Origin of the sequence: Lutispora thermophila DSM 19022 (genome assembly GCF_900142105.1) — a bacterium.
Taxonomy (GTDB): Bacteria; Bacillota; Clostridia; order Lutisporales; family Lutisporaceae; genus Lutispora; species Lutispora thermophila.
In genome coordinates this window covers 1-22333 of record NZ_FQZS01000024.1, presented here as the reverse complement: position 1 = coordinate 22333, position 22333 = coordinate 1, and the positions used below count along the sequence as shown (strand labels likewise).

The window sequence follows — 22333 nt, the reverse complement described above, 5'->3', positions numbered from 1 at the left end:
CCGTAGAGCAGCAAATCGAATCAATTAAACAGGCGGAGGACGAAAAATCCTCCGCTTTTTCTATTTCCCAGGAAGAAATTGACCATGTGCTTTGCAAGGGTACTGGCTTCCAGGACGGCAAATTCCGTGTTTACCTGCACTACCAGGAGCAGCATACCCTAAAGGAAACCATTGACTTTTTAAAGCGTGAATACGGAACCGGCGGCGGTACGCATATTTTCACCGATGGAACCCAGGGAAACACATGGCACGACGGCAAGGGAATTTCCATTAGCAAAAGCGGCAGTTTTATATCAAATCCTGATCTGAGACTGTCCTGGAACCAGGTTGCAAAACGCCTTGGAGAACTGATTGCCGCAGACAGATATTTAAACAGCAAGGAAAAAGAGCGTCTGCCCGCCGTGCAACAGGAAATGGAGGAACGCCGCCGGCAGCTTGCCGAGGAAGCCTATGCCCGTGAAATCCTGAACCGGGAGCCTGTACCTGCAGAACCGAAGGTGCCTATTTCAAAAGATACGGCTAAATATGTTTTCCATCTTGGCGATACGGTGTATATCGGTGCAGAGGAATATGAAGTTGTGTCCTTTAACAATCATGCGGTAGAACTGCGCGACATGAACTTCCCTATATTCACCAAACAATTCCCGCGGGAAGCCTTTGAACAGATCTTGCAGGATAATCCGTTAAACGACCATCTCATTGCGCCGGAGCAACCGGCCGAAGAAAAAACGGAAACGCCATCTCCCCGCACGCTGTACCGGACGTACCTGCCTGAAATCGTCGGCAGGGTGCGAACAGATGAGATCTACCCCTACCTGCGGGACAGGGATACCGACCCCGACAGTGCCAAACAGGAGCTGGACGCCGCCATCGACCGCATTGTCCTTTCCATGAGGGAGGAACACCCGGATTTTTATGAAGCCTATACCTCGTTGCCGCAGTTTCGGGAGTGGCTTCATGAAGATGTGTACCAGCGGACATATCAGGACCATTTGGCGGATTCGAGGGACAGCATCGCTATTCATGCCGATGACCCCGGCGCACCGGAATGGGCGCGGGAAACCGGCGGCATTACCATCACCCGCGAAAGCGATACCGTCACCATCGGGAGCAGCGGCGAAGGTGAAAAGCACGATGTGGAATTGGACCTGGAGCTGCCGGAAAGTCAAACCGAGCAAGAGGAAAAGGAACCTGCCGAAAAAGAAATTGTCGCAGGCATGGAGCTTTCTATTGAGGACCGGCGCTATGTTATTGACAGTATTAACATAGAAGCCGAAACGGTCAGCCTGCGGGACATCACCTTCCAGAGCAGCACGGGCTTCCCCATTTTCCGCAGCGAAAGCATCGAGTTTGTACTCGGCGTTTTGGAACAATCGGAAGAACCGATATGGCAAAAAGCGCAGTACGGCGAAGTTTCTAAAGTCATCATTGACCTCCGGCCGGAAACGCCAAAACCCCATCAGCCGCACATCAATTACCGCATCACCGACGACAACCTGGGCGCTGGCGGTCAAAAAACCAAATACGGCTGGAACGTCGCCGCCATCCGGCTGTTAAATCAGCTTGAAGCAGAAAACCGACTTGCCACACCGGAGGAACAGGAAATCCTGTCCCGTTATGTGGGATGGGGCGGCCTGCCGCAAGCCTTTGATGAGAACAACAGCCAGTGGGCGAAGGAATATGCCGAACTGAAGGAACTGCTCACCGACGAGGAATATGCTTCTGCAAGGTCTTCCACCTTAAACGCCCATTATACTTCCCCCACCGTCATCAAGGCCATGTATGCCTGCCTGGAAAACATGGGCTTTAAGACCGGCAACATCCTGGAGCCAGCCTGCGGCATCGGCAACTTTTTCGGCCTCATCCCCGACAGCATGAAAAATTCCAAGCTGTATGGCGTGGAGCTGGACAGCATCACGGGCCGCATTGCCAGGCAACTTTACCAGCAGGCCAACATTGCGGTGCAGGGCTTTGAGGAAACCAGCCTGCCCGACAGCTTTTTCGACCTGGCCATCGGCAACGTGCCTTTCGGCAGCTACGGTGTTGCGGACAAGAAATACGACAAATACCATTTCTATATCCACGACTATTTCTTTGCAAAGACGCTGGATAAGGTGCGTCCCGGCGGCATCATCGCCTTTATCACTTCCAAGGGCACGATGGATAAGCAAAACCCCGAAGTGCGCAAGTACATTGCACAGCGGGCGGAGCTTTTAGGCGCTGTCCGGCTGCCCAACAATGCATTTTACGATAACGCAGGCACGCAGGTTACAACAGACATCCTCTTTTTACAGAAGCGCGACCGCGTGATCGACATTGAGTCGGACTGGGTGCATCTCTCCACCACCAAGGACGGTATCCCCATCAACAGCTATTTTGCCGAGAACCCCGACATGGTGCTGGGCACGATGGACTACGATGACATGATGTACGGCAATGCCAAAGAAACCACCTGCCGTCCCTTTGAAAACGCCGACCTTGCCGGGCTGCTCCGCGAAGCCCTGGAGAACATCCATGCGGAAATCACCGAGTATGAGCCGGACGAAATAGCCGAGGAAGAAGATACCTCCATTCCGGCAGACCCGAATGTGAAAAATTTCAGCTATACCGTGGTGGACGGGGAAATCTACTACCGCGAAAACAGCCGGATGAACAAGGTGGAAGTTTCCGTCACGGCGGCGAACCGCATCAAGGGCATGATTGCCATTCGGGATTGCGTCCGCGAGCTGATCGAATACCAGACCGAGGATTACAGCGATGAAATAATCCGGGAACAGCAGCGCAAGCTGAATAAGCTGTATGATGAGTTTACTGCAAAATACGGACTGTTAAGCAGTCGCGGCAACAACATGGCCTTTTCCGACGACAGTTCCTACTGCCTGCTCTGCTCCCTCGAAATTCTGGACGAAGACGGGAATCTGGAGCGCAAGGCGGATATGTTCACCAAGCGCACCATCCGGCAGCGCACCGTTGTCACCCATGTAGACACCGCCACCGAAGCGCTGGCCATCTCCATCGCAGAAAAAGCCTGCGTGGACATGGCCTTCATGCAGAGCCTGACGGGGCTTTCCGAGGAACAAATTGTTAAAGACCTGGAAGGCGTCATCTTCCGTAATCCCGAAAAAATCGGCAATGAAGGAAAGCCGCATTATGAAACGGCGGATGAATACCTGTCCGGCAATGTAAGGGAAAAGCTGAAAACCGCCCGGCGGTTTGCCGAAATGCATCCCGACATCTACAGTATAAACGTTACGGCACTGGAAAAGGTGCAGCCGAAGGATTTGAGCGCGTCTGAAATCGACGTACGCCTCGGTGCTACCTGGCTTCCCCCGGATGTCATCAAGGACTTTATCTTTGAACTTCTGGAAACTCCTTATATGTACAGGCGCTACATCGACGTTTTTTATTCGTCCTATACCGCTAGCTGGAACGTCAAAGGCAAAAACGACGACCGCAGCGGCAACATCAAGGCAGTAATGACCTATGGTACCAGCCGCATTAACGCCTATAAGATTATTGAAGAAACATTGAACCTCAAGGATGTACGGGTTTTTGATACTGTTTATGAGGATGGCGTTGAGAAGCGTGTGCTGAACAAAAAGGAGACCGCCATCGCCCAGCAGAAGCAGGAGGCCATCAAGGAGGCATTCCAAAGCTGGATATGGAAAGACCCCAATCGCCGGGAACGTCTGACGCGGATCTACAACGACCGCTTCAACGCCGTCCGCCCCCGCGAATACGACGGCAGCCACATCCGTTTTACCGGCATGAATCCGGAGATCACCCTGCGCAAGCACCAGGTGGATGCGGTAGCCCATATCCTGTACGGCGGTAATACCTTATTGGCGCACTGTGTCGGTGCGGGCAAAACCTTTGAGATGGCGGCTGCGGCTATGGAAAGCAAGCATCTGGGGCTTTGCAATAAAAGCATGTTCGTCGTGCCCAACCACCTGACCGAGCAGTGGGCGGCGGAGTTTTTGCAGCTCTACCCCTCCGCGAACATCCTTGTGGCGACGAAAAAAGACTTTGAAACCAAGAACCGCAAGAAATTCTGCGCAAGAATCGCAACCGGAGACTACGACGCGGTGATCATAGGGCACAGCCAGTTTGAGAAAATCCCCATTTCCATGGAACGGCAAAAACGGCTGCTTGAAGAACAGATCGCGGAAATCACCAGCGGCATCCGGGAACTGAAAGAAGAACGCGGCGAGCGTTACGCCATCAAGCAGCTTGAAAAGACTAAAAAGACCTTGAAACTTAAGCTGGATAAGCTCAACGACACCAGTCGAAAAGATGATGTGGTCACCTTTGAGGAACTGGGCGTTGACCGCCTGTTCGTGGATGAGGCTGACTTTTACAAAAACCTCTTTCTTTACACAAAAATGCGCAATGTGGCGGGCTTATCCCAGACCGAAGCGCAGAAGTCTTCCGACCTCTTTGCCAAATGCCGCTACCTTGACGAATTGACAGGTGGCCGCGGCGTCATCTTTGCCACAGGAACGCCCATTTCTAACTCCATCACCGAGATGTACACCATGCAGCGGTATTTGCAATACGAAACCCTGCGCAAAAACGGCCTCCAGCACTTTGACTGCTGGGCCTCCACCTTTGGGGAAACGGTCACCGCCATCGAGCTTGCACCGGAGGGCACAGGCTACCGGGCTAAAACAAGGTTCGCACGGTTCTACAACCTGCCGGAACTTATGAATATGTTTAAGGAAATCGCGGACATCAAGACGGCGGATATGCTCAACCTCCCTGTGCCCAAAGCGAACTACCACAATGTGGCGGTGAAGCCGAGCAAATTCCAGCAGGACATGGTGGCCGAGCTTGCGAAGCGCGCCGAACGGGTGCGCGCCAGGCTGGTGGAGCCGTATCAGGACAACATGCTCAAAATCACCAACGATGGCCGGAAGCTGGCCCTTGACCAGCGGCTGATGAGCCCTATGCTTCCCGACCATGACGACAGCAAGGTAAATGCCTGCGTGGAAAATGTGTTCCGCCTCTGGCAGGAAAACAGCGATAAGAAGCTGACGCAGCTTGTATTCTGCGACCTGTCCATTCCAAAGAATGATGGAAATTTCAATGTGTATGACGATATACGCCAAAAGCTTATTGCCCGCGGCGTTCCCGCCGACGAGGTTGCTTTTATCCATGATGCCGACACAGAGACCAAGAAAAAGGAGTTATTTGCTAAAGTCCGCAAGGGACAGGTGCGAATCCTGCTGGGCTCCACCTTTAAAATGGGAGCCGGAACCAACGTGCAGGACCGCTTGATTGCACTCCACGATCTGGACTGCCCGTGGCGGCCGAGGGATCTGGAACAGCGCTCCGGACGTATCGTGCGGCAGGGCAACCAGAACGACGAGGTGCATATCTTCCGGTATGTGACGGAAAACACCTTTGACGCTTATCTCTACCAGATTCTTGAGAATAAGCAGCGGTTTATTTCGCAGATTATGACTTCAAAGTCCCCTGTAAGAAGCGCCGAGGACATTGATGAAACGGCTCTTTCCTATGCCGAGGTGAAGGCTCTGGCCACCGGCAACCCGCTTATAAAAGAGAAGATGGATTTAGACATTCAGGTTTCCAAGCTGAAATTGCTGAAAGCCAACCATTTAAGCCAGCGATATGCTTTGGAGGACAGATTGCTCAAACACTACCCGCAGCAGATCAAATCCACCGAGGAACGCATTGCAGGCTATGAAAAAGACCTTGCTCTGTACGAGCGTCACAGCACATCAAAATCTGCCGGGGATGGCACAGAGGACAGCAAATTCCCGGGCATGATGGTCAAGGGCATAGACTACACCGAAAAGGCCAAGGCGGGCGCAGCCATCCTGGAAGCCTGCAAGCAAATGACCTCGCCGGAGCCGCAGGAGTTTGGCAGCTACATGGGATTTTCCATGCTGTTTTCCTTTGACAGCTTCAATAAGCAGTATCAGATCACCCTGCGGGGCGCTCTGAGCCATACGGTCACACTGGGCACGGACATCCACGGCAACATCACAAGGCTCAATAATGCTCTTGCAGAAATACCAAAAAAACTGGAATACTGCCGGGAACAGTTAAAAACGCTCCGCCAGCAGATGGAAACGGCTAAAGAACAAATTGACATCCCCTTTGAAAAGGAGCAGGAGCTGCAGACCAAATCTGCGCGGCTGGCGGAGCTGAACATTTTGCTCAACATGGATAAGCATGAAAATGAGGTGTTCGACAGTGAACCGGACGAGGATATGGACATTCCCGAAAAGAAAGCCGTGGGCTATGAAAGATGAGGTGAAAAAACATGCCCTATGTAACGCCGGAGCAGATTGAGCGCGCAAAGCAAATGGACCTGCTGACCTATCTGCAATACTATGAACCCCAGGAGCTGGTGCGCTTCTCAGGCAATGTCTATACCACCCGCACCCATGACAGCTTGAAAATCAGCAACGGGAAATGGTGCTGGTGGTCGCGCAACATCGGCGGACGCTCCGCCCTGGACTATCTCATCAAGGTGCGGGGCATGACGCTCCCCGAAGCGGTGCTTCAGATAGACGGACAGGCGGCTGTCATGCCGCCTGTTTCGCAAAAAGTACAGGAACCCTCCGAGCCAAAAAAACTGCTATTGCCGGAGAAAAACGAAAACAATGACCGTATAATTGCCTACCTTATGGGGCGCGGCATACATAGAGATATAATCGGCTACTGTATCCAGACCGGACGGCTGTATGAAAGCCGCGATTATCACAACGCCGTCTTTATCGGCTTTGACCGGCATGGCGTTTCTAAATACGCTACTCTCCGTGGGACGTTTGGCAAACGGTTTATGGGGGAAGTCAATGGAAGCAATAAGCACTTCTCCTTCTCTATTCCGGCCAGGAACGAATGCAGCAAACTGCACCTGTTTGAAAGCGCCATTGATTTATTGTCATACGGCACTTTGGAATTGCTTTCCGGCAGGAACTGGCGGCAGGAAAACTGCCTGTCCCTTGCGGGAATCTATATGCCCAAAAAGATAATCGAGGAAAGCACCCCGCCTGCCGCACTCATGCAATACTTAAAAGACTTCCCGCAAATCAAGGAAATCGCTTTACATCTGGACAACGACACGGCCGGACAGCTGGCGGCAAAGACTATCAAGACCATCCTCCCGCCCATCTATACTGTTTCCGACGAGCCTCCGAAACGCGGAAAGGATTATAACGACTATCTGAGAATTGTATTAAGAATACGGCAGCCACATGAACGCGAACTGTTATAATTAAGAAGAATTGATTGATATCATAGCATGAAAGGAGTATAATATGGTTAGAATGTTACTACAAGGAGTTGATATCATGCAGATTAAACCGTCCGCAAGCATCAGGCAGAATTACAATGAAATTGCGGCTTTGTGCAAGTCTACCGGAGAACCTGTTTTTCTTACCAAAAACGGTGAAGGAGATCTTGTCGTCATGGATATAGAGGCGTTTACCCGCCGCGAAAAAATGCTGAAGCTGCGCGAAGAACTGCTGGCTGTTGAGGAAGACCGTCTGGCAGGACGTGCAGGAGTTACGCCGGATGAACTGGACAGCTATCTGGACAGCATTATTGATGAGGTGGAGCATGGAAAAGAAGGTTCAATATAAGGTAATTGTTTCCGACCGTGCCCGTCAGATGCTGGCGGGCCACGTACGTTTTCTGGCACAGAAAAGTCCTACTGCTGCTCGTAAAGTAAAAAACGACTTGATGGATGCTATTCGCTCCCTTCAACAAATGCCGGAACGTTTTCCGTTTCTGGAGGCTGAATTTATCCCGCCCAATAAGTATCATAAGATGTTCGTTGAAAAATATTATCTGGTACTATATCAGATCAAGGATCAGATAGTGTATGTTGATTATATTGTGGATTGCAGGCAGGATTATTGGTGGCTGGTACGGTAAATTTTGATATAGGATGTAATTGTTTATTGAGACAGAATTATTACATGGATTATGCTGTCTAATGACAAAAAATGATGTATTATTATGCTATAGATAAAATGTAAGAAAATGTACTTTGTGGGGGTGCAGTTATGAACTCAAGAATAACTGTAAGTGGTAATATTATCAGTGAACTATCCGAAAAAATTCCTTCGAATATTATTGCTCTTAACGAATTAATTAAAAATTCTTACGATGCTGGAGCTCATAAAGTTTCTGTCATTTTAGATACTACTGCGAAAACTTTAACTATATCAGACAATGGCTCTGGTATGAATAAAGAAGATATTGATACTTTATTTCATATTTCTGATAGTAAGAAAAAATATGGTGTAATAAATGAATATGGGAGATATACACAAGGTTCAAAGGGTTTAGGCTTTTTATCGGTTTTTAAATTTGGGGGACATGTTGAATGGAGAACACGAAAAGATATAGGACTAAAATTTTCAGTAAATTATGTTGATTTAATTAATTCTTCTGATATTTCTCAGTTTGAAATTGAAATAGTCGAGGATGATACAATTAAAAAAGGAACTACTATAATTATCTCATTAAATGACTATAATGCAAATTCTTTAGAAAGTTATTTTTCAGAAGAAAGGAACTATAAAAAAATAATCAATTCATTTGATGATAAAAATTTTGAAATTGAGCTTCAAATTAATGGAGTAGTATACTCTAGTAAAGACACTTTACCTTTATTAGAAAATTCAAAAGAGCATCAATTATATTATGTTACATACAATTATCAGGAACAAAAAATAAAGTTTTTTTATAATGGGTGTCAAATTTTATCAGAAAACTTTCCATTTAATTCTAATGCATACAAATTAAACATTGAGTTAGTCATTTTTCAATTTCCTCCTCATGGGAAAGGAAAGGTTGATCAGCTTTTCATAAATCCTCAAGGAGATTTAACACCTTTGATATATGTAAATGACAATCTATTTAATAATTTTGACATGTTTGACCCGAATGTCATGAAAAACATAAAAACTAGTCTGGTATTAAATCAGATGATTGGATTTATAAGAATCATTAGTAATGATCCAATGATAAGTTTTAATTCTGATAGATCTCAATTTTTGCAAAACGAACTGACTGATTCAATAAAAGACTTTTTAAGTAGTATAAATAAAAAAATACAAGAAATTGGCTCTATAAATAAAAAATATTTGATGAATTTTGATTTTTTAATAGTATCTGAATTGCCTGAAGAATGCAATGATAATAGTGATAATGAGCAATTTAGAAAATATATTAAAAGCGATTTTCAATTTAGACCAAATGTAAATATCAGACGTTCAGGAAATGTAGTGTTTTATTCATTATTTGGAAAAGAAACTTATTTAAAAATTAAGGCGAAAAATCTATCAACTATAACTACAAATAACAATAATACTTCAAATAATAACAACGGAGATAAACCAAAGACTCAACATCCTACTTCAAATGAATTACCAAAGTCTATTCCTGCAATCATTAATCTAAATTGCAGAGATGTTATTAGAATTGCCGTACCTTCTGAACAGATAGACTTAAGACAATACGTAGCTTCTGTTAGGGATAGCAAAGGGAACGAACTTAGTAAAGATATTTTAGAGATAAAAGTAGATGGAGTATCAATATCTGGGGAAATTTTATCTAGTGTTACTGAACCTTGTCAAAAAAATATAGAGTATAGATATTTGGACTCCGAAACAGGTCTGGTTGTAAAAACTTTGACATTATCTTTCTACCAACCAGAGGCTACTATAAATGCAGGGAATAAGACCACAAAGCTAATTACTCTTCCCTCAAGAGAAACTTATACAATAAGTTATAATCAATTTGTGGGGAAACTAATTGAACAAATTAATAGTTTAAGTCTGAATGATTATAGAGAACTTATTTCTTGTTCATTAAGAGCAATATTTGAATTAAGTATAGATTCAATTAGTAAATCTACAAAGTATAGCGGATTTTTCCCGAACAAATTTGGATTTGAAGATAAGGTTGTTAAGGTGGTTGAATATATTAAGAATAATAAAGTATATATAGGGGAGATAGCAAAATCAACCAAAATTGATTTTCACAGCTTAAATAATATGCTAGATCCGCAGTCTTTTCGTTCGGGCATTTCAACAGCACATTTGGGTGCACACAAATCAGCATCATATATTAGTGATGCTGAAATCGTTCATTTGGCGAAACTCTTAGGTATTTTTGTTGTAGTGACAAATGAGATGATAAATAATAGTAATATCAAGTAATTTAACTGATTTAATATCTCTTTACTAAAAAATGGTAATATAGAAGGTGTAATAGTATGTTAGATAATATTGATTATAGAGATTATAAAAAATGTGATGATATTCATGGCACAGTTTTATATCCTGCTGTTATGGTAGCACCCATACAAAAAGATATATTAAAGAATTTAATTTTGCGTGATGAAATTGCATCAGTTTTTGATCCTTTCCATGGGTCTGGTACTTCTCTGTATGAAGCAATGGAGATTGCACCGAACATGCACTTGGTAGGTTGTGATATAAATCCATTAGCAAATTTAATAACAAGGGTTAAACTGCAAGGAGTTAATTCAAACATCAAAAGTGATATTAATGAATTAAAAGAGCACATTATCGAACCCAAGGATATATCATACTTCTCATTTCCTAATATGGAAAAATGGTTTAGGACAGATATAATTGAGTCATTAAAAATTGTGCGCTCTGCTATTACAAAAATAAGTAATGATCAAAATCGATTATTTTTTTGGTATATGCTCTGTGATATTATTAGAAAATATAGCAATACTAGAAGCTCAACATATAAACTTCATATTAAAGAAGCAGATGCCATTTCTAGGATGGAAAATAATGTTATTGAAGATTATATTGGTTCAGTTGAAAAGAATATTTATAAATTTTTGCATTCATCCAATAATTTCATATTATATAAATGCAATGTATTAGAAAAATTTAGAGATTTTGAAAACGAATTATTTGATATTTCAATAACATCGCCACCGTATGGTGATAATGCCACTACTGTTCCATATGGTCAGTTTTCAATGCTTGCTTTATATACAATAGATCGTAAAGATTTGGAACTGGAAGGATGGGAACTAGATAATTATTCTATAATTGATTCAAATAGTTTAGGTGGAAAAACAAAAAATATTATAATGAATGATTTTGAAAAAGCATTAATCGCTCCTTATTTAAAAAAAATTTCAGTGGCTAAACATAAAAAGGTGATTTGCTTTTTTAATGATTATTTTTTATTTTTAAGAGAGTTGTGCCGAGTTACTAAAAAATATATTGTTTTAACACTAGGAAATCGTACTGTTGATAGAGTTCAAATTGATTTAACTAATATTACAAAAACATTTTTAGAAAAAAATGGATTTGAAAATTTAAAATTTGTTAAACGAGAAATACCAATAAAAAGAACACCAAAGGTAACTTCGATTGTTAACCAAAAACCAGTCAGTTCTATGAATTATGAGTATATAATTATTCATAGGCGTAATACATAACAATTATATTATCCATAATGAAATTTATATATAACCATTAAAGGTGCTGAAAGAATCAGTGCCTTTTTCTTTTGCCCAAAAATCAAGAAAGGAGGCTTTGCTTTTATGAAAACCTATCAGGTGGAAATCAGAGAAACCCTTTGCATGATTGTCGAAATCGAAGCAGAAAATGCCCAACAAGCGGAAGCGATGGTGCGGCAAGCATACAGCAACGAAGAATACATCCTCGATGCGGAACACTTTGCTGGTGTGGAGTTTGCCGCACGGGAAAAAGAAATCGAAGCGCGGAGCAGGAACCAAAAGCGCCGCGAGTATGAACGCTGACCAAGACTTCCTTTTTGGCTGGTAGAATCTTAAGCCAACCGTAACATGACAACACAAGACCGTTGTCTTGTGTTGCAGCAAGCACTGAATAATGCTGGCATTATTCGCTTGTCAGGGATAATCCCTGAAACCCTTAACAGAACAGGAGGTTTTATATGCTTAAAAGAAGCATCAAAATAACGTTCCGATTGAACGCACAAGAATGTCAGCGGTTAAAAAAGCAGGTAAAGAAATCGGGGCTTTCGCAGGAAGCATTTATCCGTACCCTCATCAACGGTTACGTGCCCAAAGAACTTCCCCCACCCGACTATTACGCCATGATGCGGGAACTTCACGCCATCGGCAGCAACTTAAACCAGATTGCGGCAAAGGCAAACGCCACAGGACATATCGACAGGACGGTGTTCCAGTATGAAGTTAACCGGCTCCGCAAGGCCGTGCTGGATATACAGGCGGCGGTCACGTCGCCGGAAAGGAGGGAAAATAATGGCAACCACGGCGATATGGGATGTGACAGACCGCCTTAACCGGGTGATCGACTATGCCACCAATCCCGAAAAAACCGAGAACCTGGATTTTTCAAGTCCCGATTTTCAGGGCCTGCGGAACGTGCTGGAATATACCGAGCAGGATGCCAAAACCGAAAAGCAGTTTTACGTCACCGGCATCAACTGTGATCCGGCTACCGCCTGTGAGCAGATGAGCCGGACAAAGCTGCAATTCCAGAAAACGGACGGCATCCTTGCCTTCCACGTCTACCAGTCCTTTGCTCCGGGGGAAGCCACCCCCGAAACCGCCCACGCCATCGGCGTAAAGCTGGCACAGGAGCTTTGGGGCGACCGCTTTGAGGTGGTGGTTTCCACCCATCTTGACAAGCATCATCTGCATAATCATTTTGTGCTGAACTCCGTATCCTTTATGGACGGCAAGCGGTATTACGATAACAACGCCACCTACGCCCTCATGCGGCGGACCTCCGACCGGCTGTGCAGGGAATACTCCTTGTCCGTCATCGAAAACCCGCAAAAGGGCAAATCAAAACACTACGCCGAATGGAAGGCCGAGCAGGAAGGCAAACCCACATGGCGAGGACTTATCCGCGAGGACGTGGACAAAGCCATTGCCGCATCCATGACCTTTACGCAATTTATTGCTGCTTTACGAAAACAGGGCTACGGAGTAAAAACCGGCGTAAAATACATGGCGGTGCGTCCTCCGGGAAAAGAACGCTTTGTCCGCCTGAAAACCCTGGGTGATGATTACACCGAGGACGCTATCAAGCAGCGGATACTTCAAAACCGCGCCCGGAAGCGTCCGGAAGTCCTGCCGGAGCCGAAGCGAAAACGCTATGCCGTCAAAGGCGGCTTCAATCCCAAAAAAGCAAGGAAGCTCACGGGCCTGCAGGCGCTCTACTTCCACTACCTTTACAAAATGGGCATTTTGCCAAAACATCGTGCGTCCAGCAAACGGGCGCATTTTTTATTGCGCGAAGACCTCCGGCATCTGGAGGAAATCATCGCGCAGACCAAGCTGCTCTGCAGAAACCAAATTTCCAGCAAAGAGCAGCTTTTCACGTATCAGCATGGAATAGAGCAGGAATTGGCAGCCCTGTCCGACGCCCGCAAATCTCTTTACCATCGACTGCGCCGGTGTAAAGACCATGAGCAAACTGCACAGTATAAGCAGCAGATTTCAGAACTTTCCAGGAAGCTGTCCCTGCTCCGGAAGGAGGTGAAGCTCTGTATGGGCATCCTGTCCCGTTCCGAAGAAATGAAGCAGAAACTTCTTCAGGTTCAACAGGAGAAAATTCATCAAGGAAAGGAGGAAAAAGCCTATGAACAGCGGAGCCGACGCAGCGGATCAAATCGTTAACATGAGCCTTAAAGGGATTGAGGTGATGGCCAAAATCTCCGGCGTGGGGGCGAAAAACCTCGCCACCTATTTGTATGCCGTCCTCAAAAGCCAAAAGAAAACCAAGGGCAAAATCCGTCTGGAGGGGCTTTTGCGCAGCGGCAAGGAACTGAAGGTCTTTGCAGTGCGCAACGAGGACTTAAAGAAGTTTTGCCAGGAGGCCAAACGCTACGGCGTCCTCTATTGCGCCCTCCGTGACAAAAATGACACGGACGGCATGTGCGACATCATGGTGCGGGCGGAGGATGCTTCCAAAATCAACCGCATTGTGGAACGCTTCAAGCTGGCCACCGTGGATACGGCAAGCATCAAGAGCGAAATTGAAAAATCCAGGACCGACAGGCAGAAGGAGAATACGCCGCACAAAGAAGGCACGGACGAAAAAGCGCCTCCCAAAAAAGGAACGCCCGCCGAAAAAAGCGCGGACGATTTTCTGGATGAGCTTATGGCAAATCCCGACCAGCTGAAGCCGGTCAAGGAACAGCCGGACAACCCAAACCCCACGACGGCGACGGCGGAGAAACCCCTTCCGTCCGAGCCTACCTCCGAGCGCAGCGGGAAAGCCGCCGAGGGTGCTATTGAGCCGCCGAGAAGATCCGTCCGGGAAGAACTGCGGGAAATCAAGGCCGCTCAAAGGGAACAAGCGGCGGAACCCAGGCGCGAGCCTGCCAAGGAACAACTGCAAGCCATGAAACAGAATGCCAAATCCAACAGGCAGAAATCCAAATCAAAAAAGCCAAAATCGAAAGCGAGGTAAGAGTTATGAGCAGTTTCGACGATCTTTTCCGGCAGGAAAACGAGCAGCCTGCCCCCCGAAACGACCGGCCTTTTGACAAAGAGGCATGGAAACAGCAAAAACAGGAGCAGCGGGAAATGGTTTACGCCATGATTGACGACACGGCACAAACCGTGGCGCGGGACGGAGCTGCTTTCCGGAAGTACCTGGATGTGCAGAGCCGTTTTGACCGCTACAGCGTGGCCAATGCCCTTTTAATCCTTGCGCAGAAGCCGGACGCCACCCGCATTGCGGACTTTGACACCTGGAAGGAGCAAGGCGCATTTATCCGCAAAAAGGAAACCGGCTTCTACATCCTGGAGCCGGGTGAGGAATACCAGCGCGAGGACGGCACTGTCGGCATCAGCTACAACCCGAAAAAGATGTTTGACATTTCCCAGACCGGAAACAGCCGCAAACGGGAAACACCTACCTATCCCGATGACCGCACCCGCATCAAGGCACTGATGGACCATGCGCCGGTGCCCATCCGGATCAGCGATGCCCTGCCGGAAGGCACAAACGCCCTGTATCGGCCGGAAGCAAGGGAAATCCAAATCAGAAAAGGCATGGATGCGGGGAATATTTTCCGCGCCCTTTCCCAGGAGCTGGCCCACGCGGAAATGGATAAAGGAGACGGTAGCTACCGCCGTTCCGATCATGCCTTCCACGCTTACTGCGTGTCCTATATGCTCTGCAAGCAATACGGCGTGGATACAAACGGCTACCGCTTCGACCGCGCTCCCCAAATGTTGGAAGGCATGGACCCTCAGGAGGTCCGCGCCGAGCTTTCGGTCATAAGGGAAGCTGCCGGCGAAATTTCCGGCAGGATGAACCGGATGCTGTTTCAGCGGCAGCAAATATGGCAGGAGCCGGAACGATGATAGGAGGGATTGCCCATGAAGGAAGAAGAAAGGGTGCTTACCCTGGACGACTACGAATACGGCGTTGTGGTGAACGCCTTAAACGAGCTCAGAAACGACCTGATTAAAGAAGAACGGCCCACCGACGCCGTGGACGAGCTGCTTTTAAAAACCATTGACGCCCCGACCAAAAAACAAAAGCGCAGGAGCCACGATGAGGCGCGATGAAACCGCAAGGAGCAACCTGATACTCTTTGCGGTTTTTTTAATCCCTGTGGTATGGGCGGCATTATTGACCGCCCCTTCTCTTTCCGGCGGACTTCCCGAAATCCTTGCCAATCTCACGGCGGCAATGAACAATCCGTTCGACATCCAATGGGTGGCCGACACGCCTAAATGCATCCTGCTGTTTATAACTGCCTACGGCATGAGCATCGGGATTTACCTTTCCACCAGGCGCAATTACCGGCGGAGGGAGGAACACGGCAGCGCCCGCTGGGGCGGCGCGGCAGCTGTCAATAAAAAGTACCGGGACAAAGACCCGCAGAAAAACAAAATCCTTACACAGAACGTCCGCGTCGGTCTGGACGGCCGGAAGCACCGGCGCAACCTGAATGTCATGGTGGTGGGCGGTTCCGGCTCCGGCAAGACCCGGTTTTACGCGAAGCCAAACGTAATGCAGGCCAATACCTCCTTTGTCGTCCTCGACCCAAAAGGCGAAATCCTGCGGGACACGGGGAACCTGCTCAAAGCAAAGGGCTATGAAATCAAGGTGCTGGATTTAATCAACATGCACCTGTCCCACTGCTACAATCCCTTTGCCTATCTCAGAGACGACAAGGACGTATTAAAGCTTGTAACAAACTTAATCAGAAACACTACGCCGAAAGGCAGCAACACCAACGACCCCTTCTGGGAACGTTCCGAAACCGCACTGCTGGAGGCGCTTATTCTCTATCTTCTCTATGAAGCGCCGAAGGAAGAACAGAATTTTCCGATGGTCATGGAAATGATCGCCGCCGCTGAAGTCCGGGAGGATGACGAAACCTATCAAAGCCCCCTTGACGAGCTGTTTGAACGGCTGGAAATGCGGGAACCGGAGCACCTGGCTGTCAAGCAGTACAACATCTTCAAGCTGGCTGCGGGCAAAACCGCCAAATCCATTCTGATCGGCTTGGGCGTCCGGCTGGAAAAGTTTAACCTGTCCTCCCTTGCAGGGATCACTACGGTGGACGAAATGGAGCTGTCCTCCATCGGGGAGAAAAAGACAGCGCTCTTTGCTGTGATACCCGACAACGACAGCAGCTTCAACTTCATTGTCGGCATGCTCTACACCCAGCTTTTCCAAAGCCTCATGTACCTTGCCGACTATAAGTACGGAGGCCGCCTGCCCGTCCATGTCCATTTTGTCATGGATGAGTTTGCGAATGTCGCCCTGCCGGATGAGTTTGACAAGCTGCTTTCCACCATGCGTTCAAGGGAAATATCGGTGTCCATCATCCTGCAAAACCTGGCGCAATTAAAAGCCTTGTTCAAAGACACCTGGGAATCCATCGTGGGAAACTGCGACGAATTCCTGTACCTGGGCGGCAACGAGCAGTCCACCCACAAGTATGTGTCCGAGCTTTTAGGCAAGGAAACCATCGACACCAACACCTACGGACTGAGCAAAGGCAGGAACGGAAGCTACTCCACCAATTACCAGCAGTCCGGCCGGGAGCTTCTGACCCCCGATGAGGTGCGGATGCTGGACAACCGCTTTGCCCTGCTGTTCATCCGGGGAGAACGGGCAGTGATGGACGGCAAGTACGATATCTTAAAACACCCAAATTTGAAGCTGACCGTTGACGGCGGCAGCCAACCCTTCCGGCATGGCGGCGCGGAAAACGCCCTGGACTGGAAAGCCGTAGCCTTAAACGAAGAAAGCGATTATGAGCTTCTCTCCGAGGAAGAACTCGAAGCAATGCTTCAATCCTAATAACAAAAATCAGGAGGTATGATTCATGAAAATTTCCAACAAAACCAAAAGGACATTCGCCGTTTGCTGCGCATTGGTGCTGGTGATGACTTTCTTTACCGCACCCGCCTATGCGGCCGACGACCCGCTGACCGTCGTCAACAACCTGTCCAACTTCATATTCGGGCTGATCCGGGCCATCGGTCTGATCCTGCTGGGTTTCGGCATCGTGCAGATCGGCCTTTCCCTCAAATCCCACGACCCGTCCCAGAGGGCCAACGGCTTCCTGACCCTTGCCGGCGGCGTAATTATAACTTTTGCCAAAGAAATTCTGAATCTCATTACAGGAGGTTGATCGCAACAATGTTTAGTAAATTCCCGATTACTGAAAAAATGCACATTCATTCACTAAACGGCGAACTGCGGGAAGCTACCATCCTCAAAAGGCTGGGTGACAACGATTATCTTGCCGAATATAACGGCGTAAAGTGCCATGCAATCTACAACCCGTTTGTCAATAAATTTTATGTGGATGACAAGTATGGCGTCATCAGGGACAAATTGCCCGGCAGGGATGAACCATGCCGGTAACGATCGTAAAGACAGGCCCGCGCTTCATACGCGGGCTTTGTCTTGGAAATGAGGTGAGTTTATTTGGGAAGCGGCAACTGGGTAATTGATAATCTAAACAATGCTCTGGAAACCTGGAATAACAAGCTGTCGGAAATCTGGCAGCTTGTGGCCCAATCCCCCACGGAATTTAAAGGCGGCGGCATCTGGAACGTCATTGTGAATATCCACGGAGCGCTGCAGGCCGTCGGTCTTGCCCTGCTGGTGCTGTTTTTCGTCATCGGTGTGGTGAAAACCTGCGGCAGCTTTGCCGAAGTCAAAAGGCCGGAACAAGCGTTGAAGCTGTTCATACGTTTTGCCCTGGCCAAAGGCGTCGTTACCTACGGGCTGGAGCTGATGATGGCTCTGTTCAACATCGTGCAGGGGATTATCTCCACCATCATGAGAAGCTCAGGGTTAGGGACGGCCACTCAAACCGTCCTGCCGGACACCATTGTGCAGGCCATTCAAAACTGCGGATTTTTCGAAAGCATCCCGCTGTGGGCGGTAACGCTCATCGGCGGACTGTTCATCACGGTGTTTTCCTTCATTATGATCCTGACGGTGTATGGCCGGTTTTTTAAATTGTATTTATATACCGCCATCGCCCCGGTGCCTCTGGCCTCCTTTGCCGGAGAACCAAGCCAGAGCATCGGCAAAGCCTTTTTGAAAGGCTATGCCGCCGTGTGTCTGGAAGGAGCGATCATTGTCCTGGCCTGCGTCATCTTTTCCGTCTTTGCGTCCTCCCCCCCGGTGGTAGACACCAGCGCCAGTGCCGTCACGATGGTGTGGTCCTATGTAGGGGAGCTGATTTTCAACATGCTGGTGCTGGTAGGCGCGGTGAAAATGGCCGACCGGGTGGTGCGAGAGATGATATTTGGATTATAAAGAGAAGTCGGGTATTATTGCCCGGTATCGTCATATACCCTTGAACTGAACACCCTCCCCATAAACAACAGGTTCCCCTGTTCTTGGATCAAGCAAATCCCCATGCTCGTTAAACAGAATTTTGTCAAGAGGTACGCCCATCTCTCTTGCCCGCCGGATTTGCCATGCGACGTCATCTTCAAGGTATTTCTCGTCACGTTTGCGCCGTATCGCCTTTATAAGCGATACAATCCAACTTAACATGGTCAAGCCAAGCATCGAGAAAAGAATGATGAATGCTAAAGTCTCATGTTCTCCTGCCCACTTGTTCAGCACGGTACTGAACAGCAGGAAGCAAAGAATGGGAATCGTCAGCCGAATTTTACCGGCTGCTTTAAATATAAAAGAGAGAATAAGCAATCCCGCCGTAAGGCAAAGGGAAATAACTGCCGCGATTGGCATATTGGACACTCCTTTCCACGCAGTCTGTATATTCCCATTATCGCACATGGAAAAAAGAAATGGAAGGGTGTCCCAATTACAGGCTATTTTATCTCCTGCTCCAGATTGGAAAACAAATCACAGTCAAAAAATTCACGCACGCTGATTCCGAGTCCGTCACACAGCTTTTTGATGGTGACAATTCCCGCATTATATGTCTTGCCGCTCACAATATCGTTTACAGTTGATTGCGTGACGCCTGAAATGTTGCTGAGAGCATTGATTGTCAGGTTCCGTTCCCTGCACAACCCTTCAATGCGTTTTACAACCGCTTGAGAAATATTCATTCTACCACCTCTTAAACGTTATTCCGTTAATCAAAGCTTATCAATTTATCAGGTAAATAGTTAACGGAATACCGTTGATACAGATTAAGAGGTAATTTATACTAACGGTATAACGTTAAGATAAGGATTCATTAACGTAAATAAGCAAAGGAGGTTTCAGCATGAAACAGGAGACTCTCAAAGAAAAACTGGAAAAAGAGAAGGAAAAACTTAACAAGCTTATAAGTGAAGCTTTGAATAAAGGCGCCCCTCTCACAGTAGATGAGGCAGTTATTGAACAGAACCGCAAGGTTGACTCATTGGTAGTTAAGATACAAAAAGAGAAAGAAAAGTATAGTAAAAATCAACAAGAGCGATAAAACAAACAATCTGATGGTGCTACGTTAAGAGGCGCTATTCTTATTTGGAGGTGATTGTTTTTGGAAGTAAAGATTAACCGGGAAATCCGGGATTATACCGAAAGCATGTTTTTTGGACTGTCCTTACGGCAGTTCATTTTTTCTGTCCTGGCCGTGGGCGTGGCCATCGGCATCTATTTCGGCCTTCGGAGCTTCTTCGGCACGGAGACCGTGAGCTGGATGTGCGTTTTGGGGGCTTTCCCCTTTGCGGCCCTGGGCTTTATCAAGTACCACGGCATGACGGCGGAACAGTTTTTATGGGCGTACATCAAATCGGAGTTCCTCATGCCCAAAAAGCTGACCTTTTATCCGACCAACATCTACTATGAGGCACTTAAAAACGTTATCGCGAATCGTGAAAAGGAGGAATGGAAACGCCATGATTAAGACCCTGCAAAAAATCATGAAGCAGGATAAGGAAAGGTTTGTCGTCCCCAGAGGCGTCCAGCAGGCCATCCCTATCCGCGCCATCTGGCCGGACGGGATTTTCCGGGTAGGCAACAAGTTTTCCAAATCCTTTCGCTTCGAGGACATCAATTACGCGGTGGCGTCCAAGGAGGACAAGGAAGCGATGTTTTTGTCCTATTCGGAGCTTCTCAATTCCTTTGACAGCGGAGCCACCACCAAAATCACCATCAACAACCGCCGCTTAAACAAAGCGGACTTTGAAAGCTCCATCCTCATTCCGTTAAAATATGACGGCCTGGATGAGTATCGCAGGGAGTACAATCAAATGCTTATGGATAAGGCCACAGGCGCAAACAGCATTGTGCAGGATAAGTATGTCACCGTGTCGGTGATGAAAAAGAACATTGAGGAAGCACGGAACTACTTCTCCCGCATCGGCACCGACCTTATCACCCATTTCTCCCGCCTGGGCTCAAAATGCGTGGAGCTGGACGCCACCGACCGTCTTAGAATCCTGCATGATTTTTTCCGCGCCGGCGAGGAAACGGACTTCCATTTCGACCTGTCCGCCATCATGAGAAAAGGACATGATTTCAAGGACTATATCTGCCCCGACACCTTTGAATTTGAAAAGGACCACTTCCGCATGGGAAGCAAATATGGGCGCGTCATTTTCCTGCGGGAGTTTGCCAGCTACATCAAGGACAGCATGGTGTCCGAGCTTTGTGATTTAAACCGCAATATGATGCTGTCCCTGGACATCATCCCTATCCCCACGGACGAAGCCGTGCGGGAGGTGGAAAACCGCCTTTTGGGCGTGGAAACCAACATCACCAACTGGCAGCGGCGGCAGAACCAGAACAACAATTTTTCCGCCGTCGTCCCCTATGATATGGAGCAGCAGCGAAAGGAAAGCAAGGAATTCCTCGACGACCTGACCACCCGCGACCAGCGGATGATGTTTGCCGTCCTGACAATGGTGCACATTGCGGACAGCAAGGAGCAGCTTGACAGCGACACCGAAACCCTGTTCACCACCGCACGGAAGCACCTCTGCCAATTCTCCACCCTGACCTTCCAGCAGATGGACGGACTGAACACGGCGCTGCCCTACGGCCTGCGGAAAATAGACGCCATCCGGACGCTGACCACCGAAAGCACTGCGGTGTTCATTCCCTTCCGCGCACAGGAAATCTCCCACAGCGGCGGCATCTACTACGGGCAGAATGTGATTTCCAAGAATATGATTATCGCCAACCGCAAGCTGCTCTTAAACGGCAACAGCTTTATATTAGGAGTATCCGGCTCCGGCAAGAGCTTTACCGCCAAGCGGGAAATCATCAATCAGATACTGTCCAGCGATGACGATATTATCCTGATTGATCCCGAGCGCGAGTATTCGTCGCTGGTCAAGGCGATGGGCGGCGAGATCATCCATATTTCCGCCACCTCCCCGAACCACATCAACGCCATGGACATGAACAGGGATTACGGCGACGGCGCAAACCCCGTCATCCTGAAATCCGAATTTGTGTTGTCCCTGTGCGAGCAGTTGATTGGCAGCCAGAACCTGGGCGCAAAGCAAAAATCCCTCATCGACCGCTGCACCGCATAGTGTTAGTATAGTTTTGTAGACACAGAAGTTCGAACGATTTAAAATAAGAAGTGAAAGGAAGTGTCTACAATGGGAAGAGGTCAAAAACATTACACCAAAGAATTTAAAGATACTATAGTAGAGCTATATAATTCAGGAAAGCCGCTAGCAGATTTAGCTCGTGAATATGGCATACCAAAATCAACAATGGTGACATGGTTAAACAAAGCCAAACCAGTAGTAATTGATAAAGATAAAACCGTGACAACAGCCGACTATCAAGTCATGTTAAAGAAGATAGCAAGGCTAGAAGAGGAAAATGAAATACTAAAAAAAGCCATGGCCATATTCGCGAAAAAGTAGATT

The 22333-nt window shown here is 47.5% G+C and carries 21 protein-coding genes and 1 pseudogene; 20 read left to right on the top strand and 2 right to left on the bottom strand.

Annotated features, from left to right (window positions below):
- The first annotated feature begins 86 nt into the window (after window positions 1-86).
- The 16 genes from BUB48_RS14490 (at window position 87) to BUB48_RS14415 (ending at window position 18800) form a co-directional block, all read left to right on the top strand.
- Complete coding sequence (locus BUB48_RS14490; protein WP_242944230.1) at window positions 87-6278, top strand: DEAD/DEAH box helicase family protein; 6192 nt, start codon at window positions 87-89, stop codon at window positions 6276-6278.
- A gap of 11 nt (window positions 6279-6289) precedes the next feature.
- A complete protein-coding gene (locus BUB48_RS14485) occupies window positions 6290-7246 on the top strand; it encodes a DUF3991 and TOPRIM domain-containing protein (RefSeq protein ID WP_073027036.1) in 957 nt (318 codons plus the stop codon).
- A gap of 76 nt (window positions 7247-7322) precedes the next feature.
- The gene (locus tag BUB48_RS14480) at window positions 7323-7613 is read left to right on the top strand and encodes a type II toxin-antitoxin system prevent-host-death family antitoxin (RefSeq protein ID WP_068555130.1); all 291 of its coding nucleotides are present in this window, start codon (window positions 7323-7325) and stop codon (window positions 7611-7613) included.
- Window positions 7591-7908, top strand: coding sequence for a type II toxin-antitoxin system RelE/ParE family toxin (locus tag BUB48_RS14475; protein ID WP_073027034.1), 318 nt, complete (start codon window positions 7591-7593; stop codon window positions 7906-7908). Before BUB48_RS14480 ends, BUB48_RS14475 begins: the two co-directional genes overlap by 23 nt.
- Before the next feature lie 131 nt (window positions 7909-8039).
- The gene (locus BUB48_RS14470; protein ID WP_073027032.1) at window positions 8040-10202 is read left to right on the top strand and encodes an ATP-binding protein; all 2163 of its coding nucleotides are present in this window, start codon (window positions 8040-8042) and stop codon (window positions 10200-10202) included.
- Window positions 10203-10258: 56 nt separating this feature from the next.
- The gene (locus BUB48_RS14465; RefSeq protein ID WP_073027030.1) at window positions 10259-11473 is read left to right on the top strand and encodes a TRM11 family methyltransferase; all 1215 of its coding nucleotides are present in this window, start codon (window positions 10259-10261) and stop codon (window positions 11471-11473) included.
- Window positions 11474-11578: 105 nt separating this feature from the next.
- Window positions 11579-11797, top strand: coding sequence for a DpnD/PcfM family protein (locus BUB48_RS14460; RefSeq protein WP_073027028.1), 219 nt, complete (start codon window positions 11579-11581; stop codon window positions 11795-11797).
- Window positions 11798-11952: 155 nt separating this feature from the next.
- Entirely contained in the window at window positions 11953-12324 is a 372-nt protein-coding gene (locus tag BUB48_RS14455; protein WP_073027026.1) for a plasmid mobilization protein, read from the top strand.
- Window positions 12284-13669, top strand: a complete 1386-nt coding sequence (locus tag BUB48_RS14450) for a relaxase/mobilization nuclease domain-containing protein (RefSeq protein ID WP_073027024.1) — start codon at window positions 12284-12286, stop codon at window positions 13667-13669. The genes BUB48_RS14455 and BUB48_RS14450 overlap by 41 nt, the downstream gene beginning before the upstream one ends.
- Complete coding sequence (locus BUB48_RS14445) at window positions 13632-14465, top strand: PcfB family protein (protein WP_073027022.1); 834 nt, start codon at window positions 13632-13634, stop codon at window positions 14463-14465. The genes BUB48_RS14450 and BUB48_RS14445 overlap by 38 nt, the downstream gene beginning before the upstream one ends.
- Window positions 14466-14470: 5 nt before the next feature.
- Window positions 14471-15367, top strand: a complete 897-nt coding sequence (locus BUB48_RS14440) for an ArdC-like ssDNA-binding domain-containing protein (RefSeq protein WP_073027020.1) — start codon at window positions 14471-14473, stop codon at window positions 15365-15367.
- Window positions 15368-15382: 15 nt separating this feature from the next.
- The gene (locus BUB48_RS14435; RefSeq protein WP_073027018.1) at window positions 15383-15574 is read left to right on the top strand and encodes a hypothetical protein; all 192 of its coding nucleotides are present in this window, start codon (window positions 15383-15385) and stop codon (window positions 15572-15574) included.
- On the top strand, window positions 15561-17324 hold the full coding sequence (locus tag BUB48_RS14430) for a VirD4-like conjugal transfer protein, CD1115 family (protein ID WP_073027016.1): 1764 nt from the start codon (window positions 15561-15563) through the stop codon (window positions 17322-17324). The genes BUB48_RS14435 and BUB48_RS14430 overlap by 14 nt, the downstream gene beginning before the upstream one ends.
- 25 nt (window positions 17325-17349) lie before the next feature.
- Window positions 17350-17658 (top strand): TrbC/VirB2 family protein, encoded by a 309-nt coding sequence (locus tag BUB48_RS14425; protein ID WP_073027014.1) that lies wholly within the window; start codon window positions 17350-17352, stop codon window positions 17656-17658.
- Window positions 17659-17666: 8 nt separating this feature from the next.
- Complete coding sequence (locus BUB48_RS14420) at window positions 17667-17894, top strand: hypothetical protein (protein ID WP_073027012.1); 228 nt, start codon at window positions 17667-17669, stop codon at window positions 17892-17894.
- A gap of 63 nt (window positions 17895-17957) precedes the next feature.
- Entirely contained in the window at window positions 17958-18800 is an 843-nt protein-coding gene (locus BUB48_RS14415) for a hypothetical protein (RefSeq protein ID WP_073027010.1), read from the top strand.
- A 30-nt stretch (window positions 18801-18830) separates the two neighbouring features.
- On the opposite strand, the gene BUB48_RS14410 is transcribed toward BUB48_RS14415, so the two are convergent.
- Together BUB48_RS14410 and BUB48_RS14405 are read right to left on the bottom strand one after the other, a co-directional pair.
- Window positions 18831-19241, bottom strand: coding sequence for a hypothetical protein (locus tag BUB48_RS14410; RefSeq protein WP_073027008.1), 411 nt, complete (start codon window positions 19239-19241; stop codon window positions 18831-18833).
- Window positions 19242-19324: 83 nt separating this feature from the next.
- Window positions 19325-19567 carry a helix-turn-helix domain-containing protein gene (locus tag BUB48_RS14405; protein ID WP_068555042.1) on the bottom strand — a complete coding sequence of 81 codons (243 nt, stop codon included), beginning with the start codon at window positions 19565-19567 and terminating at the stop codon, window positions 19325-19327.
- A 161-nt stretch (window positions 19568-19728) separates the two neighbouring features.
- On the opposite strand from BUB48_RS14405, the gene BUB48_RS14400 reads away from it, so the two are divergent.
- The 4 genes and pseudogenes from BUB48_RS14400 to BUB48_RS14385 all read left to right on the top strand — a co-directional run bounded on the left by BUB48_RS14400 (window position 19729) and on the right by BUB48_RS14385 (window position 22330).
- Window positions 19729-19926 carry a hypothetical protein gene (locus tag BUB48_RS14400; RefSeq protein WP_073027006.1) on the top strand — a complete coding sequence of 66 codons (198 nt, stop codon included), beginning with the start codon at window positions 19729-19731 and terminating at the stop codon, window positions 19924-19926.
- A 60-nt stretch (window positions 19927-19986) separates the two neighbouring features.
- The gene (locus BUB48_RS14395) at window positions 19987-20352 is read left to right on the top strand and encodes a PrgI family protein (RefSeq protein ID WP_073027004.1); all 366 of its coding nucleotides are present in this window, start codon (window positions 19987-19989) and stop codon (window positions 20350-20352) included.
- Window positions 20345-21985 (top strand): annotated as a pseudogene (locus BUB48_RS14390) (VirB4-like conjugal transfer ATPase, CD1110 family); the annotation flags it as partial. The gene BUB48_RS14395 and the pseudogene BUB48_RS14390, both read left to right, overlap by 8 nt.
- Before the next feature lie 72 nt (window positions 21986-22057).
- A complete protein-coding gene (locus tag BUB48_RS14385; protein WP_073026218.1) occupies window positions 22058-22330 on the top strand; it encodes a transposase in 273 nt (90 codons plus the stop codon).
- The last annotated feature ends 3 nt before the right edge of the window (window positions 22331-22333 follow it).